Here is an 18,225-nt window from a genome sequence, read left to right as displayed (position 1 = left end):
GAGGATGAGGGATGCTCATCCTCTTCTTGTAAAGAAAGAGGGGAGAATATGTGCCTGATTTTTCTATACTAACGAATAACATTGATATGTATTTAGAAGGCTTTAAGTATACAGTTATGTCTAGTGTAATTGCATTAATAGGAAGCTTTATTTTAGGAGTAATTTTGGCGGTAATGCGTATTGCACCGATTCGTATTTTAAATTGGGTAGGATCAGCTTTTGTAGAGTTTGTAAGAAATATTCCACTCGTATTAATTGCATTTATATTTTATTTCGCTTTACCTGTAATAGGAATTACTTTAAATGGTTTTGTAGCAGGAACAGTTACGCTTACGGTATATACGGCAGCTTTTATTGCGGAAGTCATTCGCGCTGGTATTCTATCAGTCGCGAAAGGTCAGATGGAAGCAGCAAGGTCTTCAGGGTTAACGTATGTACAGGCGATGTATTATGTTGTCTTACCTCAAGCGATGAAAATCGTAATTCCTCCTCTAGGAAATCAATTTCTCAATTTAGTAAAAAACTCTTCCATACTCGGAATTATCGCTGGTACTGATTTAATGTATCAAGGAGATTTAATTTCAACGAAGACGTTTGTTACGTTTGATGTTTATATATTTGTCGGGATGTTTTATTTAATATTAACAATTCCGCTCAGTATGCTAGTGCGTTATTTAGAAAAACGCTTGGCAAAGGAGGCGGTGTAAATGGATTTTAAGGGGGCAATTACAGGGGATCATATTCTATTTTTATTAAAAGGATTACTTATAACGTTAGAGGTAGCGCTCGTAGCAATTGTACTTAGCTTTATTATCGGTAGTGTAATAGGAATATTGCGCTACACGAAAATACCTGTCGTCTCACAAATATTAGGAATTATCGTTGAAGTGATTCGAAACTTACCACTACTGTTAATTATATTTTTCACGTATTTTGCACTTCCAGAAGCAGGCTTGAAATTAGAAATTATAACAGCTACAATTGTTGCTTTAACAATATTTGAAGCTGCAATGATATCTGAAATTGTTCGAAGTGGTCTATTATCTATCGAAAAAGGGCAAATCGAAGCAGCGAGGTCTTCCGGATTAACGTATGTTCAAGCGCTGTGGCATATTATTTTGCCACAAGCATTAAGAAGAATGGTCCCGCCACTTGTCAGTCAGTTTATTTCATTGCTGAAAGATACAGCGCTAGCAGTCGTTATATCACTACCAGAGCTTATTCATAATGCTCAAATTATTAGCGGGCAAAATGTAAATTATATGATTCCGACGTTTATAGTAGTTGCTTGTATGTATTTTATCGTAAATTATAGTTTATCAATTTTATCGAGAAGGTTAGAACTTCGTTGACTCTTACAATATATGTAAGAGTTTTTTCCTTGTTTATCCTTATTTTCCTCTAAATAGAATCTAAATCTTGCGATAATTAGATTTTTTATATTATTTTATCAGAAAAGTTTTAATTTTATATAGAAAATGTAATCGCTTTCGTGTATATTTTTATTATCAGAAAATTTTAACAAGACATAGGGGTATGGTAGGGGGAGGATTTAGATGCAGCAACCAACGAATGAGAAATTACATCGTACGATGAAGAGTAGACATTTATTTATGATCGCACTAGGTGGTGTAATCGGAACTGGTTTTTTCTTAGGTTCAGGTTACACTATTAATCAGGCTGGACCAGGGGGAGCCATCCTTTCATATTTAGTAGGCGGATTTATTATGTATTTAACAATGCTTTGTCTTGGAGAGTTAACGGTAGCAATGCCGGTTTCGGGATCTTTCCAAAAGTATGCAACGAAGTTTATTGGACCAGGAACGGGCTTTATGATTGGCTGGTTATACTGGCTTGGCTGGGCAGTAACAGTAGGACTAGAATTAACGTCAATCGGTTTAATGATGAAAAGATGGTTTCCAAATGTTGATGTTTGGGTATGGTGCCTTGTATTCGGCGTTATTTTATATGCTTCAAACGCAATTTCGGCAAAAAGTTATGCCGAATTAGAATTTTGGTTTTCTAGTATTAAAGTAATTACAATCCTTGCATTTGTTGTTCTTGGTGGTAGTGCATTATTAGGATTTATATCGTATGACGGAAAAGAAGCAGCACCTCTTTTCTCTAACTTTGTAAGCGATGGTGGACTTTTCCCAAATGGACTAGCTGCCGTATTACTTACAATGATTACAGTTAACTTCTCGTTCCAAGGAACAGAGTTAATCGGAATTGCAGCGGGAGAAAGTGAAAATCCAGAAAAAACAATTCCACGTGCGATCCGTAATACAGTATGGCGTATTATGTTATTCTTCATTTTAACAATGACAATTTTAGTAGGATTAATTTCTTGGAAGGAAGCAGGCGTAATTGAAAGTCCATTCGTAGTTGTATTTGATAAAATCGGTATTCCATATGCAGCTGATATTATGAACTTCGTTATTATTACTGCGTTATTATCTGTAGCGAACTCTGGATTATATGCAGCGACACGTATATTATGGTCACTTGCAAATGAAGGAATGGCACCAACTTCTTTCAAGAAAGTAAATAAACGTGGTATTCCAATTACAGCGCTAGTCGTAACGATTGCGGTAGCTGGATTATCCCTATTCACAAGTTTCCTTGCAGAAGATACAGTATACATGTACTTATTATCGATAGCTGGTTTATCGGCTGTTTCAAGTTGGATCATTATTGCTCTATCGCAACTTCGCTTTAGAAGTCAGTATATAAAAGGCGGAGGAAAGTTAGAGGACTTAAAGTATAGAACACCACTATATCCGATTGTTCCAATTTTAGCTTTAATTACAAATAGCATCGTTGTTATTAGTTTAGCGTTTATTCCTGAACAAAGAATGGCGTTATACTGCGGTATTCCATTTATCATTTTCTGCTATATATATTATTATTATATGAGTAAGAAACAGCAGAAACCGATGAAAGTGGAGATGGACAAAACAAATGAAACTAATAATCAAACACGATGATATAAAGGCAGATTTATCGTACGCTCAATTAGCGATTGGAAAAGAAAACGGGTATTCACCGTTACAATTACTCGTTTCTTCTATCGCAGGATGTAGTGCAATTGTCTTTCGAACAATTTTAGAAAAGAAACGTATTACATACGATACGTTTACGATCGAAACTGAAATTGGTAGAAGTGAAGCTTTATCCAAACCAGTTGAAAGTGTTCATTTGCACTATAAAATTAAAGCGGAAAACATTACAGAAGAGCAGTTGGACAAAGCATTGCAGCTTGCAGTGAAGAATTGCACGATTGTTCAATCTGTAAAAGATAGTATAAAAGTTACAGAAACAATTGAACTAATAAAATGAAACATAAAAACGTGAGAGCCGTATTCTCACGTTTTTATGTTTTTAGAAAGAGGGGAAAGTGTAGTGGACTGTTTAGGTTGTAAATTAGCAAACGAAGAGAAAAAAATATATAAAGTATATGAAGATGATTATGTAACTTGCTTTTTAGATCATGCGCCTTTCTACCCAGGACATACTTTAATTGTGCCAAAGCAGCATGTTGTAGAAGTAGACGAATTAGATGACGTTGTAGCAAGATCAATTATGGATGCTTCTAAGCTGATTGCAAAAGCGATTAAGGCATTATATAAACCAGATGGAATTACAGTTTGTCAAAATGGTGGAGTATTTAGCGAGTTAACACATTACCATATGCATGTCGTACCAAGATATAAAGAGCGTTCGTTTGCTGAGTTTTATACGGTGCAAACGGAGGAAAAGAAGAATCATAACTTTGAAGAGACAAAGAATTTGTTAAAAGAAGCGATAGAGCAAATGTTGCTTACCGAAGAGGCGTAAGAGGGATTTCTAGGGGCACAGTCATATGGCCATCAACTTAAGAAAACAGGTAACCCCCAAAACGATAAATAAGCTTTCTTGTGAAAAAAGCTTATTTATCGTTTTGGGGGTTAATAAAACTTTAGCTTGATGGCATGTAGTTCTACCTTATAATCTAATTTAGACTGATATTTTTATAGTTTTTTTCTCAATAATTTCACCATTTTCGATTGTAAACAATTCATCACATAATGCTTGTAATTCTTCTTGGTCATGACTAGCAATAATAATTGTTTTCCCCTTATCTTTTAAATGAAGCAATAAACTTCTAACTAGTTCTACAGCACTTTTATCTAAGGCATTTGTAGGTTCGTCTAATATTATTAAATCAGGATCCTCCATTAAGGCTTGTGCTATACCCAACCTTTGCTTCATTCCCAATGAATATTTTTTTACTTTTCTTTTATCATTTGGATCTAATCCTACATTTTTAAGAGCTTCATTTATTTTTTGATCATTTATCTTATTTTGAATTGAAGCTAGAATTTTCAAATTTTTAAATCCCGTGTAAGATGGTAAAAAACCTGGGTATTCAATTAATAGTCCCATATCTTCTGGAAAGTTATTATGCAATTTTTTTTGATTTATATAAACTTCTCCAGAAGTAGGTTTAATTAAACCACTTATCGCACGTAATAGCATTGTTTTACCTGATCCATTCTTTCCTTGAAATCCATAAATCTTACCTGCAGGTAATTTTAATTCTATATCATTTAATACTCTATGACCTCTAATTGTCTTTGTAACATTTTTTAATTCTACAAAGAAACTCATTCTATATCCCCCTTATTCATGTTCTCTTATAATATCTTTAATGTAAATAATTTTAAACAAAATGAACGAAGAAAAAACAAATAACAAAAAACTAAAAATATAGGATTCATATATAGGTATAACTGTAAACGGTGAATATCTAGTCAACATTGCTTGAGCACCAGGTATGTAAACTGAATCACTAAATATCGGTAGTATGTATAAAACTGAAATAATAATATAGCTATAAATTGGTTTTAATATAAAACTTAGAGTGACATGTGCTAGGCCCATAAATAAAGATGTCGAATATAATAAAAGCATAATACTTAATATTGCATTCAATGGTGAAATATTAAGGTTAGTAAATATACCCCACTCTATTTTAAAACCCGTAATGGATATAAAAATCAAAAAAATTAATATGTAAAATAGAGTAATATTAAAACATGTCCAACATATTTTACTAAATAACCATTTAGTTTTTGTTCCTGCTTTAGTAATTACGTAAATTCCAAATGTCATATAATCATCGTATACAAAGTGACCGATTAGAAATATGCAATATATTTGTAATAGTAAGAACATATAAGGTATTTCAATATTGTAATCTGTTCTTATTGCTCCTCTGAAAAAGTTATAGATAAAATCACTACTAGTTATGTTTGGGTTTAATCTAGAATATAATATAGTTATAAGACTAAATATAAAAATAACACTTATCCATTTCCAACGGTTTAAATAAAAACCAGCTTGTATATCATACCTAAGTAACTTCCACAATATCTTATTCCCTCTCTATCTAATTAATAATTATTGGCCATATATGACGATTAATAAGTATCTCTTTTTGTTCTCCCTCACTTATAAACCCAAGAGGTTTAAGTGTAGGAATTATAATATAAGAAGTTTTATATTTTATTTCATCTTTGTTAATAAAACTATATTTCACATAAGTTTTAGTTTCATCAGGTAGAACTTTCATGTTTTTTTCATTATCATCTTTGAAACTCATGGTTCGTAATTTATTTCCTATAACTAAATCTTCATTGTCAAAAAAAGGTTTAAGATCTAGTTCTTTTTGACCATTATTCTTAAAAGTAATACTTACTTTTATATACTTATGAACATTTGAAGAAGAAACATGACTAAACATATTATCAATTCGAGTATCTGAAGATTCATTTTTTACAGTAACAGTAGTATTTTCAAAATCAATTGAATCACCTGATTTATGGGTTATCACATTGAGTTTTTTAGGTGTATTTACATTAACTGTCATATAACGAAAAATATATAGAGAAGTTAAAATCAGAATAATAATAGATATTGTTATTGTTCTCTTATTCATAGTTACTCTTCACTCCTTATTTTTTTAGTTATAAATGAAACTTTATTAATGATATATGAACCAACAATATAGAAGAAAATACATAGGCATATAAGTGATATAGAAGATAGAATGAATGTTGTTATATTTCCTTTTTCAGTTTCTTGTAAAGTCATTTGCCATATGAAAAATCTTAGAGGATTCACCATAAATAATTCACTCATAAACCATCCAACAATTATCATAACAATAAGTATAGCTTGATTTATAAATAGTTTCATAAACAAGAAAAATAATCCCACAGCTGTGAGACCTATGAAAAGGAGAAATAGTCGAAATAAATTATCTATGTTATTCTCATCAAAGTTTAAATTTAAGAGTAAAGAGTATACCCCTATGGTAATACCATATAAACTAGTAAATATAAATGAAGATAAAACTATTTTTATAGATTGTGATCTCCAAAATTTGTACCTTGTTTTAAAACGAATAATAAAAACATCTTCCTGATAGGTACTAATTAATAATGCTATAAAAAATAAAAAGATTGGAACTAACAATAAGGAAACAATATTTTCATTAGTTGTTAAAAATATAAATGTGGATTCATCAGAATTCCTTATTTGTTCCATAAGATAGATCATAGTAAGAGATATAGCCTGAAACATAATAATTACAGAAATAAGATTAATCATAACCATATTCAGTTCATATAATTTTCTTCTAAACCAATTCACGTTTTGTACCTACCTTTAAGAATAATCCAAAACATATACTCATCAAAATAATCCATAGACTGATAACAAATATAAGAGATGAACCTGAGATTCCAGTTGGTCTCAGGAAACGCTCTGGTGATAGATAATTAAAACCAGTAAATTCCAAAACAATACTAGAAAAAATCCACAATAAAAAGGGAATTAAACAGATAACAAATTTCTTAGACACAAATAAACCTATAATCAAACCAATTACTGCAAACAAGCCAGCATATAAAAACATGAGTAAGAAATATACAGATACATAAGTATTTGGATTAGTATATAACAAGTCAATTAGCATAGAGCCACTAGGTATTGGATAAGTTCCATAATAAGAAGGCCAATTAGGATAAAGGCATGTTAGAATAATAAATTGTAAAATAAAAGGGTATACAAACAATACACCTCCGGATAAAAAGGTCGCTATAAATTTAGAGAATATATAATTGATTTTTTTTGATCGAGAATAAATAAAATAAACATAGTTAGTACTATAATCTGACCCATATGACCAACTGAATGGTAAAACAGCTATAATAGGGGTTAAAAATAAAAAAATCCTTGAGAACGTATCTGTAATAAGTGTATTAAGCCATAAATAAGTGGGAGTATTATATTCAACAGTCATAAATTGAATTTTTGACACAGGTATAATTTGAAAAAAAATATTGTAAAGCCCATATAAGGTGAGTAAAACAAAGATAATTATAAAGTTATAATTAGTAAAAGATCTTTTTAATTCAAATTTTAATATATTATTCATTTTTTCACTCCTAAAAAATAAAAAAGTGATGTTAAAATTACACCACTTTTTTAAACGTTATATTCTTAAAATTTTATGTGAGTGTATTTCATATTATATTCCTTTTATTATTGGCACTTTTTTTATGAAAACGTACCAATAATAATTTTATGACCTTAGAACAATAAGAAATTATTTAATAAAATTATATAGTGCTATATAGTTTTTATCGGTCAGGTTTCCATGTACCGTATACTGTACTAGATGCCCAATTAGATGACATTGTAGCATTGATTCTACAATCTGTAATACCATAGTTTTCATAAACATAGTTACTAAAGTAGTAAGCCTTACCTATATCACTATCGTCAAAGTTTACTGTCTTAGACATAGCTTTCGAACTATTTCTTGCAGTTACCCATGCATTAAAGTTTTCTCCTCTATTAGTCCAGCTATTAATATTTTGCTGAACAGAAGAAGCAGAGTATTTTTTTGCATAATAAGTAGTATCAGCTCCACCCATAGCATTAAAAACATAGTTATAGTCATAAGCCGCTTGTGTTGTCTGAACACCTACAATTGTGGCTAAAGATCCTGCAACTAAAGTAGCAGATAAAATCTTTTTGAAATTAAACTTTTTCATATCATTTCCTCCTTTTATTTAAATTAAAGAACATAACATTTCATATTTTACCATAATCAAGAAAAAAAAGGTAGTTAAGTTTTTTTTTTACAAAAAATATCCATATAAATCATAATTCCATAAATATATTATTTAGTTTATGCATTATAACTATTTGTTGTTTGATATTCTAAGGAATTTTAAAATTCTACATGCGAACTTTTTCTTTGTTCTGACGAATAAACCACCAAACCAAAATTAGAAGTAGTAAAAAGAGGGGTATTGCTTGAATAAAGAGAAATCCGTCCCAAAAATCGAGCATAGTACTACCTGGTGGATCTGTTGACATCCCTCCTATAAAAAAAGCCAATGGAATGGCAAGTATATTTATCTCTAAACCGAGCATTACGAATGATAGATTTTTATTCTTAATCTTTGGTAATACAGTCATAATAAATAAAAATAATGCTGTACTAATTATAAGAAACAGTACTCCATAAAAAAATATAAAATAAATCCCATAATATTCTTATGTGAATTTAATTGTACCATTAATAAGGGAAAATTTGTACAAATTTGGATAAATAAGATATTCATGTAAAGTTAACATAACGTTTCATTATTGATAGCGTAGAAAAAGCAGATTCCTTGTGAGATTAGGGAACATCCTTTTTCTATGACTCTATTCATTATATATATATTCCTATCTTAGCATGGGTTTTAAGGTTTTCATTTGTTACTGGATTAGCCGAAAAACTATATAAAATCCTACATGCTCTTAGCGTGGAGTTTTTCCGAAATGCTGGCAGTACCCCATCACTATCAAGCTAAGGTCATACAACATCAATCATAGTAGAGGTTGTTTCTTTTTTTCTAAAGGCTACGTATAGGCAATTTAAAGATTTGCATACGAAATAAACCCTAACGGGTTTCATTTTTTTGATTTAAGCCGCTTGATTATCTGACATGGTACAATTGTAAACGACACCTAATATATCAAAGACTGTTTTCTTCTCATATCTGTGAGATTTTCGCCCGTTTTGCTGTAGGAGGTTGAACAGGCGAAGTAACACCTTTGATAGCTCTTGGGTGTCTTTTTGTATCGATTGGAAAAGAAGAAAAAAGTAATCTTTAATCATATATATGGCCTTATATTCACTCAGTTCTCGTTTCTTTTTCATAAGAAGTAATTGCCGCATTTGAAACATGGTAGAAGAACAAAGTAGAATGGCAATCAGTTGCCCATACAAATGGCATTCCAATCGTTCTCGTTTTATCTTTTTACAATGATGAATATGAAAGAATGATTTCCATGTTTTAAATAAAATCTCGATTTGCCAACGTAAAGAATACCCCTATAGATATTGTCCCATCGGGACAATATCTATAGGGGTATTTGTCATATATACATTGATACCGCTAAGTCGTTTACTACGAGCAGAATACTTCATTCCTTTCTTTTTTTCTCTTACCGTTTGATCGTCTAATCGTTTTTGTTGTTGTTCTTTTGTTAGTCGATGAACAATCACACGAGTTGGTACTTTATCAGTCATTCCTACATAAGCGTCGGATATTTCATACGTTTGTCCTGGCTGAAGAGAGTTCATTAAGACCTCCATATCTATCTGTATATACTCCGTACCTTGTTTGATTCTTCCATCTCGAAAATAATCAGGATTGGGATTTTTTTGATAAATACGTGTATTCGATTTGATACGAGAGATATAGTAAGCCTTTTGATCTTGTATATGTTGAAGATCTTTCAAATGAAAATACCCTAAATCTCGGATACATAGATCATTCGCTGCCACAGTTGGGACACACAAAGAACCGTAGGTTCGATCATGTTGTTTACCTGGACCTGTATGAATATGAAGGGATTGTCCACTTAATAAATCATACTCAAGCTGTATCTTTACTCCCGCTGTATGGCTGCATCCTCCCGCACCAGGATAAATTGATGAAAATGTATCCGGAAGTTGAAATGCAGTTGAATCTAAAATACGAATACGCTTGAAAACAGAAGTATATGGATAAGAAATTGGCATAGATGAGGTCAGTTTTTGGTTTAGTAGTTCAGCTAATAGGTGTTGTAAAAATTGAACAGCCGCTTTATTAAATCGTTGATTCAAGCCCTCAGGGCTGGTAAGTACTTCTGTTGATGCTTCTAAACAGCTAGATAACTGAGTTAAAGAAGTCATAGCTACATTTTGGCTCACCCATACACATAAAGCGACTAAATCTTTTGCTTGGTACTTACTGGTTCGTTGTACAAAGCCAACATCTCTAGCAAGATCCCGTAAGACATTTGGAGATAGGGCACTTTGAATCTCTTGAGCAAATTGTTGTAATTCGTTAGAAACAGACATAAAAAACGCCATCTTTTCCTATGATTTTACAGAAAGAATAGCGTATTTTTTCATTTTAGGGGGATTTTATTTTGTTAGCTTGATAGGGATGGGGTACAGTAAGGAAAATGCGGATTTATAATGTTAGGGAAATCTTAATATTAAAAAGCCAAATTTTTCAGTTGAAATAGAGGAATTGGGCTTTTCTTTACTTCTTCATTCGTCAACAGTCAAAAAAATAGAAACAACTAGACGAAAAAAGCTGCTTATATTTAGCAGCTTTTTTCGTCTTCATACATATGTAAAATTTCTTTCGCACGTATACGTAAACCATCTGTCAATTCTTTCGGTTCTAAAACTTTTGCATCTTTTCCAAGTCTATAAAATAAAGGAGTAATAAAGTTAATCTCACCTTTATTAATTGTTGAATTTATATATCCTGTCCCATCCTCGTTTACTATAACGAATTCCTCAAGATAAGGAACGCTTTTACATTGGCGTACGCCTTCTGTTGTCAGTAAAACATGTAACTGAGTAGGATTGTGTACTACGTTAGAGTTAGAGGCAAACCACTCTTCTAAATTCATGAATGTATCTGTATTTTCTTCCATCGATAATATTGAGAGAATACGATCAACGCGATACAGTAATACTTTTTTTCTACCGAAGTCATAGGACGGTAAGTACCATAACCCGTCGTGAGCATATACACCAATCGGATGAACATGTTTTGTTTTTATCCCTGATTTAGATTCGTATTGAAAGTGTAAATTTTTATTTTCAATAGCCGCTGTTAACACTTCGTTTAAAAGTGGGGTCTCAATTGTTCTCTTCGGATTCCAAAAGGCGATATAAGAACGTATTTTATCAACTTTCGTTTTTGCATCATGTTGTAGGGAGCTATACAGTTTATGTGTAACGGAATTGATTTCTGTGTTAAAAGGTAAGTCGCGATAGTAACTTAAAGATTGAAAAGCAAAAAAGATAGAGACTGCTTCTTCTTCCGTAAATAAAATAGGCGGAATTACTCTATTCGTTAATACTTTATAGCCGCCGTTACGACCTTGTTCTGCGTAAATGGGCAACCCCATATCACTTAAATCTAAAATGTATCTATGGACAGTACGAACGGAGATATTAAATTCATCAGCTATTTCTTGCGCTGTAAATGTCTTTTTGGCAGAAGCAAATATAAGAATATCTAATAAGCGTTTAGCTTTTGACAAATGTATCACCTTTTTTCTTTTTAAACATGACATAAATTGTCGTGTTTTATTGTTAGTATATTGTTTACATCATATGTTATCAAGATGAGATGCAAGGAGGAAAAGATATGTCACGTGAAATAGTTTTATTTATTGCGGCGAGCTTAGATGGATACATTGCGAAAGAAAATGATGATTTACAGTGGTTAATGGAAACGGAAGGAGAGGGAGATAACGGTTATACAGAAATGTACGAAACGATTGATACAATAATTATGGGAAAAAGAACGTATGATTATGTAGTAGAGCATATGGAAACATTCCCGTATTTAGATAAAAAATGTTATGTTTTTTCTAACTCAGAAAAAGGTTCAAATGAACACGTGGATTTTGTAAATGAAGAGGTAGTGGAGTTTACGAAAAGGTTGAAAGAGCAAGAAGGATCTAAAATATGGATGGTCGGTGGAGGGAGTCTACTGAGAGAGTTCTTTAAGAATAATCTAATTGATGAATATGTTGTCACGATTACCCCTCACATATTAGGTTCTGGAGTTCCGTTATTTCAAGAGAAGAATCCGGAAATTAATTTAACTTTAACGGATACGAAACGTTTTGGGCAATTTGTAAATTTATATTATAAAGTAAAGTGATAAAAAAACACGACTATTGATGATAGTCGTGTTTTTTTATGGATGGTAATGAAATTATAAAGCAAGACCCGTAATCGACTTCGCTCGTTACAGTAATATTTCCGCCGTGTAGTTCTACAATTTCTTTTACGATAGATAGCCCTAAACCAGTTCCGCCTGTAGATCGTGTTCTTGCTTTATCGACACGGTAAAAGCGGTCAAAAATGTGAGGGAGGTCTTCAGGTGGAATACCTTCGCCTTCATCTTCAATTGTAATGGAGATACGTTTATGTTCTTCTGTAATAGAAATGTTTATATGAGAATGTTCTTTTGAATGTCTATAAGCGTTATTTAAAATGTTTACTATAACTTGTTCAAATCGCTGTTCATCTAAGTTTACTAGCAGTGTAGGAGGACAAGAGAAAGAAACTTTAATATATCTTTCTTTATACATGGCGTTTACTTTTTCAGCTATGCGAGTAAAGAAGGTGTGTAAATGCACTTCCTTTACTTGAATAGAAAAGTTATGTTGTTCCATTTGTGCAAGTGAAAATAAATCTTGAACTAAGTTCGTAATGTAATCAGACTCATCTTTTATAATCGATAAATATCGCAAACGTTGCTCAGGAGGGGTGCTTTCTTTTAAAGCAATGTCAGCATAACCTCTTACGTATGTTAACGGTGTTCGTAATTCATGAGCAACACTTGCTAGAAATTCACTTCGCTCTGTTTTCATATAATGTAAATCATTTGCGAGCGTTTGAATAGATGATGCTAGTTCACCAATTTCATCATTTCGAGTAGTTGTTAACGAAACGGACAAATCGCCTTTACTCATTTTTTCAGTTGCATGTTTCATGTGTAACAATGGTTTTGTTAACAAACGTGATAATAGAAAGATGGTGATGGCTGTTAGTAGAAACGTAATGACTCCGGCAATAATGAATTGTCTTGTTAGCCCGTTAACCATTTCCTCGATTGATTCCGTCCCGAGAAACATATATACGTAGCCTTCCGTTTTTCCAGCCACTACAATGGGGCTAACTGTACATATATAATTAGATGTTTTCCAATGATTCTCTATAATTGCTCCGTCATGATCTGTCCGTGTTTGCATCTTTTCAATATGCTTTTTTATAGTAGTATTTATTTCATTGGATTTAGCTAGTACCTCCTTATTTGCATTTGTAATAACAACAGTAGTTTCGGCTTCGGATTCCATTAGTGCAACATGGGAGATTGTTTGCTTATCAAAATACTTTTCAAGGACATCTCTGTGACTATTTCCTCGCTTTAATAAAGCTGTCATTTCTTCATTTACTCTAGTGTTTACAAGACTATAATAGAGCAAAATAAAGAGAACACTTTCAATTAAAAGTGTAACAATTAAAAAATAAAATCCGAATTGAATTGAAATTCGTTTCATCGTTTTGCCCCTTACTGTTCAGTATTAATCCATCGATAACCTACTCCATACACGGTTTTTAAATGATGATCAATAGGGAAATTTGCTTTTCGCAATTTATCACGTAAATTACGAATATGTGAATCGACTGTGCGATCTTCTGTATTTGTGTTTAACCCCCAAATTCGTTCGATGAGCTGATCACGGCTTAATACGTAGTTCACATGGCGTAAAAATAATCCGAGTAAAGAAAATTCAATTGGTGTGAGAAGGAGTTCTTCATTATGGACAGAAACGAAGTGTTTTGTTTCATCCCATACAATACCGTGATATTGGATTTGTTTATGTTCATTTGTACGTCTTAAAACGGCTTCAATTCTTGCGAAAAGTTCTTCTTCATGGAAAGGTTTCGTTACGTAATCATCGGCTCCAAGTTTTAATCCTTGAACGACATCTACTGTTTGATCACGAGCTGTAACCATAATAATAGGAATGTTACTAAAAGATCGGATTTTTTTGCACGTTTCCCATCCGTCCATCTTTGGCATCATAATATCGAGTAAAACAAATTTAAAGTTTCGATTTTCTATATGTAAAATAGCTTCTTCTCCTGAAGTCGCACATACGCAGTTATATCCAATTGGGGTAAGATAAAGCGTTAATAATTCAAGCATTCTCGGTTCATCGTCTACGAGCAGTATATCAATCATAGAGAGCCCTCCATATTTATAATCGTTACTTAAAGTGTAATGCAAAATCATGAAGAAATGGTGCAGATTATGATGTGTCTGCATAATTTCTTCAGAATTGCTTGTTATTGTGGAGTTGAAATTACATTTTAGGTAATCATATTGGCTCAAAAATGATTAATACGGAGGCGGTATAATGAAAAAAATGACCCGAATTTTTGGGATAACAATAATTACAGCAGTTGGTCTTGCTGCATGTGGACAAACGAATACAGACCATAAAAACCATGAATCTACAAAAGAGAAGAAAACAGAGCAAAAGGAAATGAAAATGAATCAGGAGGTAACGGCGCCAAAAGAAATGAACGAAGGGGCATCGAATGATTTATTAACGACAAGTTTAAAAAATGTAACAAGGTTAAATACAAATGATCCCCTGCAAATGGCAGTGTTAACTTCGCAAACGATATGGCCAGCAACCCATAAAGAGAACCAGCCGGGTGCTGTTATTTTAGTACCAGCAAGCGAGTGGCAATTAGGTATTGCGAGTGCAGACCTTATTCATCATCCGAATAACGGGCCGATTTTATTTATAGAAAAAGAAAAGATACCGGAAATGACGTTAAAAGAAATAAAACGATTAAATCCAATCGGAACGAAAGATGGAACACAAATTATGGTGATGGGGGATGTAGGTACTAGCGCGCTTGAACAATTAAAAGGTTATAAAGTAAAACAAATAAAAGAAACGGACCCAGCTATATTTGCGAAAGATGTTGATAAGGAGTATGCCGATATAACAGGAAGCTACCCAAATAGTGTTATTATCGGTTCATCTGCAGAAGAAGGACGCTTATATACAACACCCGCTGTAAACTGGATTTCTCATATGCCGGAACCACTACTCTATACAGAAAAGGATAAAGTGCCAGAAGCGACAATAGAGGCATTAAAAATGAGAAAAGATAAAGCAAATATATATGTATTAGGGCCAGAAAAAATTGTTTCAAAAGAAGTAGAAAAAGAGTTAAGCAAATACGGGAAAATAACGCGTATTAGTGGAGAGACCCCTACAGAAAACTCGATTGCGTTCGCTAAATTTAAAGATGAAAAAACAAAATTTGGCTGGGGATTCACAAAACCTGGTCACGGTGTGTCATTTGTTTCAAGCAAAACACCAGATTTAGCAGTTGCTGGGGCACCTTTTTCACATATGGGTAAACACGCACCTGTTGTATTATTAGAAGAAGGTAAAGCTTCACAACCAGTGTATGACTTCCTTGCAAGCATTCAGCCGAAGTTTAAAGATGATCCAACACTTGGACCATATAATCACGGTTTCTTATTAGGAAGTACGAGTGATATTTCATTTGAAACACAAGGAATACTAGATGAGAGGTTAGAAATTGTTCAGGAAAGTGGTCAAGGACACGGTGGACATTAATGAAATGAGAAAAGATGCTACTAAGGTAGCGTCTTTTTCTTTAGGAAACTTTTACATAGCAAAAAATCTTCTACTCGTTATATAATTGCTTTCGTGCAGTCGGCTAGATTTTCTTATGGAGAAAATCAAATTATAAAGGAGTAGAGGAGTGGTATTTTGTTTCAAACGATAAAAAATGATTGGTTTTCTAATGTGAGAGGGGACGTGTTATCAGGAATTGTCGTTGCTTTAGCATTAATCCCTGAAGCGATAGCCTTCTCTGTTATTGCAGGCGTGGATCCGACAGTTGGACTATACGCAGCCTTTTGTATTGCGGTTACCATTTCATTTGTTGGCGGAAGGACTGGAATGATTTCAGCTGCAACAGGTGCAATGGCATTATTAATGGTAACGCTTGTTAAAGATCATGGTTTGCAATATTTATTTGCTACAACAATATTAACAGGTATCGTCCAAATTATTTTTGGCGTGTTCAAACTGAGCTCATTTATGAAGTTTGTGCCGAAATCTGTTATGAGTGGTTTTTTAAATTCACTTGGAATTTTAGTTTTTACAGCGCAATTACCGCATTTTAAAAATGCAACTTGGCAAATGTATGCACTCGTTGTATTAGGACTTGCAATTATATATTTATTTCCACGTATTACAACGGTTGTACCTTCTACGCTTATTTCAATTATTATTGTGACGAGCATTGCACTTATGAGCGGATTACAGTTGAAAACAGTAGGGGATATGGGAAGCCTGCCGAAAGAATTACCGTTCTTTAGTATTCCTGATGTGCCATTTACATTAGAAACATTAGGGATTATTTTACCTTATGCAGTTATGCTTGCAATCATTGGTTTACTAGAGTCTTTATTAACAGCTTCAGTTTTAGATGATATGACGCATACAGAAAGTAATAAGCATAAAGAGGCACGCGGACAAGGGATCGCAAACATCGTTGCTGGATTTTTCGGAGGAATGGCAGGATGTGCAATGATCGGTCAATCTGTTATTAATATTAAATCAGGTGGACGAGGTCGCCTATCAACATTTGTAGCGGGCGGATTTTTAATCGTATTACTATTCGTTTTAGGAGATTATGTCGTTCATATTCCGATGGCAGCTTTAGTTGCGGTTATGATTATGGTTTCAATCGGAACGTTTGATTGGAACTCTGTAACAACGATTCATAAAGTACCAAAAGGAAACGCATTTGTTATGATCGTAACAGTTGTGATTGTCCTAATTACACATAACTTAGCATTAGGTGTAATTATCGGAACAGTAATTAGTGCGGTGTTATTTGCATTCAATATGGCAAAGATTCACGTGAAACATTTATATATTGAAAATAAGAAAATATACGAAATTCACGGTCAACTTTTCTTTGCATCCACAGCCGATTTCATAAATAATTTTTCATTTAATGAAGATGTAAAAGAAATTGAAATGAATTTTACTCATGCGCACGTATGGGATGATTCAGCGGTGGCATCAATTGATAAAGTTATCATAAAGTATGAGCAAAGTGGTGTGAAAGTAAGTATAACAGGATTAAATGAACGTAGCTCAAAACTTGTTGCAAATTTAGCTACTTATAATAAAAGAATTGCTAGTTAAAAGCCTCCTTTTTAGGAGGCTTTATTATATAATACGAGTAGGATAACGAAAAGGGGATTCAGCATATGTACAAACAAATTATATTAGCATGTGACGGTTCTGAACATGCACTTCGAGCAGCGGAACATGCAACATATATTGCGAAATGTAGCGAAGAAACAAATGTTGAAGTTGTGTACGTAGTAGATAATAGAACGGCAAAATCAGATATTATACAAGGTCAAACAGATTTAGAAACAATATCGGCTAGTCGAAAAGATAAATTAAAAGAGATTGAAGTTTTATTAAAGAAAGAGAACATATCTTATACAATTACGATATTACATGGTGATCCTGGAGATACAATTGTTCAATATGTAAATACAGGAGATATAGATCTTGTTATAGCGGGAAGTAGAGGATTAAATACACTGCAAGAAATGGTACTTGGTAGTGTAAGTCATAAAATAGCAAAACGAGTGAAATGTCCGGTGATGATTATAAAATAAAAAAGAATGTAATGAAGACCTTAGTATAGCTGAGGTCTTTTTTATGTATAAATAACTCTCATTTGTGGAAATACTAGATATATAAGTTGAAAAGATGTTAACTTACAAATTTGTAAGTTAGTTGTTAGAGAAATCGATGTTATGAAATTTTTCCCATTGGTAAAATAAAAGTATCAAAGGGGAGAGAGGGAGGATGGAAGCAATGAAATCATTTCAAAATTTGTCATATAGTCAAGGGGTAAGTTTAATTTGTCTAGGAGGATTTGCTGCATCTGTTACGTTAGCTGTTTTAATAAAGGTGTTTCATCAAATTTTTTGATTTTAT

General features: G+C 32.8%; 19 protein-coding genes and 1 pseudogene. 10 read left to right on the top strand and 10 right to left on the bottom strand.

Annotated elements, in window-relative coordinates; all coding sequences use genetic code 11:
* Positions 1-50: 50 nt before the first annotated feature.
* From IBT51_RS19330 to IBT51_RS19310, 5 genes are all read left to right on the top strand, one after another.
* Positions 51-707 (top strand): amino acid ABC transporter permease, encoded by a 657-nt coding sequence (locus IBT51_RS19330; RefSeq protein WP_001112682.1) that lies wholly within the window; start codon positions 51-53, stop codon positions 705-707.
* Positions 708-1,352, top strand: a complete 645-nt coding sequence (locus IBT51_RS19325) for an amino acid ABC transporter permease (protein ID WP_000345978.1) — start codon at positions 708-710, stop codon at positions 1,350-1,352.
* 204 nt (positions 1,353-1,556) lie between these two features.
* On the top strand, positions 1,557-2,987 hold the full coding sequence (locus IBT51_RS19320; protein ID WP_001187093.1) for an amino acid permease: 1,431 nt from the start codon (positions 1,557-1,559) through the stop codon (positions 2,985-2,987).
* Positions 2,962-3,339, top strand: coding sequence for an OsmC family protein (locus tag IBT51_RS19315; protein WP_053565250.1), 378 nt, complete (start codon positions 2,962-2,964; stop codon positions 3,337-3,339). Before IBT51_RS19320 ends, IBT51_RS19315 begins: the two co-directional genes overlap by 26 nt.
* Positions 3,340-3,402: 63 nt before the next feature.
* The gene (locus IBT51_RS19310; RefSeq protein ID WP_200458535.1) at positions 3,403-3,837 is read left to right on the top strand and encodes an HIT domain-containing protein; all 435 of its coding nucleotides are present in this window, start codon (positions 3,403-3,405) and stop codon (positions 3,835-3,837) included.
* 159 nt (positions 3,838-3,996) lie between these two features.
* Here the strand turns inward: IBT51_RS19310 and IBT51_RS19305 are convergent, their stop codons facing one another.
* The 8 genes and pseudogenes from IBT51_RS19305 to IBT51_RS19270 all read right to left on the bottom strand — a co-directional run bounded on the left by IBT51_RS19305 (position 3,997) and on the right by IBT51_RS19270 (position 11,691).
* Entirely contained in the window at positions 3,997-4,650 is a 654-nt protein-coding gene (locus tag IBT51_RS19305) for an ATP-binding cassette domain-containing protein (protein ID WP_046946741.1), read from the bottom strand.
* Between the two features lie 781 nt (positions 4,651-5,431).
* Positions 5,432-5,980, bottom strand: a complete 549-nt coding sequence (locus IBT51_RS19300) for a hypothetical protein (RefSeq protein WP_046946743.1) — start codon at positions 5,978-5,980, stop codon at positions 5,432-5,434.
* A 2-nt stretch (positions 5,981-5,982) separates the two neighbouring features.
* Complete coding sequence (locus tag IBT51_RS19295) at positions 5,983-6,696, bottom strand: hypothetical protein (RefSeq protein ID WP_046946744.1); 714 nt, start codon at positions 6,694-6,696, stop codon at positions 5,983-5,985.
* A complete protein-coding gene (locus IBT51_RS19290; RefSeq protein WP_046946745.1) occupies positions 6,683-7,483 on the bottom strand; it encodes an ABC transporter permease in 801 nt (266 codons plus the stop codon). The genes IBT51_RS19295 and IBT51_RS19290 overlap by 14 nt, the downstream gene beginning before the upstream one ends.
* Before the next feature lie 205 nt (positions 7,484-7,688).
* Entirely contained in the window at positions 7,689-8,105 is a 417-nt protein-coding gene (locus IBT51_RS19285) for a hypothetical protein (RefSeq protein ID WP_046946746.1), read from the bottom strand.
* Between the two features lie 187 nt (positions 8,106-8,292).
* A complete protein-coding gene (locus IBT51_RS19280) occupies positions 8,293-8,601 on the bottom strand; it encodes a hypothetical protein (protein WP_046946747.1) in 309 nt (102 codons plus the stop codon).
* Positions 8,602-9,028: 427 nt separating this feature from the next.
* Positions 9,029-10,453 (bottom strand): annotated as a pseudogene (locus tag IBT51_RS19275) (IS4-like element IS231Y family transposase).
* Between the two features lie 251 nt (positions 10,454-10,704).
* Entirely contained in the window at positions 10,705-11,691 is a 987-nt protein-coding gene (locus IBT51_RS19270) for a helix-turn-helix transcriptional regulator (RefSeq protein WP_200458534.1), read from the bottom strand.
* Positions 11,692-11,765: 74 nt separating this feature from the next.
* On the opposite strand from IBT51_RS19270, the gene IBT51_RS19265 reads away from it, so the two are divergent.
* Complete coding sequence (locus tag IBT51_RS19265) at positions 11,766-12,287, top strand: dihydrofolate reductase family protein (protein WP_166695359.1); 522 nt, start codon at positions 11,766-11,768, stop codon at positions 12,285-12,287.
* Between the two features lie 13 nt (positions 12,288-12,300).
* On the opposite strand, the gene IBT51_RS19260 is transcribed toward IBT51_RS19265, so the two are convergent.
* Positions 12,301-13,692 (bottom strand): sensor histidine kinase, encoded by a 1,392-nt coding sequence (locus IBT51_RS19260; protein ID WP_200458533.1) that lies wholly within the window; start codon positions 13,690-13,692, stop codon positions 12,301-12,303.
* Positions 13,693-13,703: 11 nt separating this feature from the next.
* Positions 13,704-14,381, bottom strand: coding sequence for a response regulator transcription factor (locus IBT51_RS19255; protein ID WP_200458532.1), 678 nt, complete (start codon positions 14,379-14,381; stop codon positions 13,704-13,706).
* Positions 14,382-14,556: 175 nt separating this feature from the next.
* Between IBT51_RS19255 and IBT51_RS19250 the strand changes: the two genes are divergently transcribed.
* From IBT51_RS19250 to IBT51_RS19235, 4 genes are all read left to right on the top strand, one after another.
* On the top strand, positions 14,557-15,804 hold the full coding sequence (locus IBT51_RS19250) for a cell wall-binding repeat-containing protein (protein WP_200458531.1): 1,248 nt from the start codon (positions 14,557-14,559) through the stop codon (positions 15,802-15,804).
* Between the two features lie 156 nt (positions 15,805-15,960).
* Positions 15,961-17,412 carry a SulP family inorganic anion transporter gene (locus IBT51_RS19245; RefSeq protein ID WP_000487918.1) on the top strand — a complete coding sequence of 484 codons (1,452 nt, stop codon included), beginning with the start codon at positions 15,961-15,963 and terminating at the stop codon, positions 17,410-17,412.
* A 65-nt stretch (positions 17,413-17,477) separates the two neighbouring features.
* Complete coding sequence (locus IBT51_RS19240) at positions 17,478-17,900, top strand: universal stress protein (protein WP_000278001.1); 423 nt, start codon at positions 17,478-17,480, stop codon at positions 17,898-17,900.
* A gap of 202 nt (positions 17,901-18,102) precedes the next feature.
* The gene (locus tag IBT51_RS19235) at positions 18,103-18,219 is read left to right on the top strand and encodes a DUF4027 family protein (protein ID WP_000834733.1); all 117 of its coding nucleotides are present in this window, start codon (positions 18,103-18,105) and stop codon (positions 18,217-18,219) included.
* Positions 18,220-18,225 lie beyond the last annotated feature (6 nt).

It is taken from the genome of Bacillus sp. S71, from assembly GCF_016625265.1.
In the GTDB taxonomy this organism is placed as follows: Bacteria; Bacillota; Bacilli; order Bacillales; family Bacillaceae_G; genus Bacillus_A; species Bacillus_A cereus.
This window is presented reverse-complemented; position numbering and strand designations above follow the sequence as displayed.

Bases quoted from the DNA above. Each gene is read 5' to 3' on its own strand.
- IBT51_RS19270 (WP_200458534.1), bottom strand. From the start codon at position 11,691: ATGTCATGTTTAAAAAGAAAAAAGGTGATACATTTGTCAAAAGCTAAA.
- IBT51_RS19250 (WP_200458531.1), top strand. From the start codon at position 14,557: ATGAAAAAAATGACCCGAATTTTTGGGATAACAATAATTACAGCAGTT.
- IBT51_RS19305 (WP_046946741.1), bottom strand. From the start codon at position 4,650: ATGAGTTTCTTTGTAGAATTAAAAAATGTTACAAAGACAATTAGAGGT.
- IBT51_RS19260 (WP_200458533.1), bottom strand. From the start codon at position 13,692: ATGAAACGAATTTCAATTCAATTCGGATTTTATTTTTTAATTGTTACA.
- IBT51_RS19315 (WP_053565250.1), top strand. From the start codon at position 2,962: ATGAAACTAATAATCAAACACGATGATATAAAGGCAGATTTATCGTAC.
- IBT51_RS19235 (WP_000834733.1), top strand. From the start codon at position 18,103: ATGAAATCATTTCAAAATTTGTCATATAGTCAAGGGGTAAGTTTAATT.
- IBT51_RS19290 (WP_046946745.1), bottom strand. From the start codon at position 7,483: ATGAATAATATATTAAAATTTGAATTAAAAAGATCTTTTACTAATTAT.
- IBT51_RS19255 (WP_200458532.1), bottom strand. From the start codon at position 14,381: ATGATTGATATACTGCTCGTAGACGATGAACCGAGAATGCTTGAATTA.
- IBT51_RS19300 (WP_046946743.1), bottom strand. From the start codon at position 5,980: ATGAATAAGAGAACAATAACAATATCTATTATTATTCTGATTTTAACT.
- IBT51_RS19285 (WP_046946746.1), bottom strand. From the start codon at position 8,105: ATGAAAAAGTTTAATTTCAAAAAGATTTTATCTGCTACTTTAGTTGCA.
- IBT51_RS19325 (WP_000345978.1), top strand. From the start codon at position 708: ATGGATTTTAAGGGGGCAATTACAGGGGATCATATTCTATTTTTATTA.
- IBT51_RS19265 (WP_166695359.1), top strand. From the start codon at position 11,766: ATGTCACGTGAAATAGTTTTATTTATTGCGGCGAGCTTAGATGGATAC.
- IBT51_RS19320 (WP_001187093.1), top strand. From the start codon at position 1,557: ATGCAGCAACCAACGAATGAGAAATTACATCGTACGATGAAGAGTAGA.
- IBT51_RS19240 (WP_000278001.1), top strand. From the start codon at position 17,478: ATGTACAAACAAATTATATTAGCATGTGACGGTTCTGAACATGCACTT.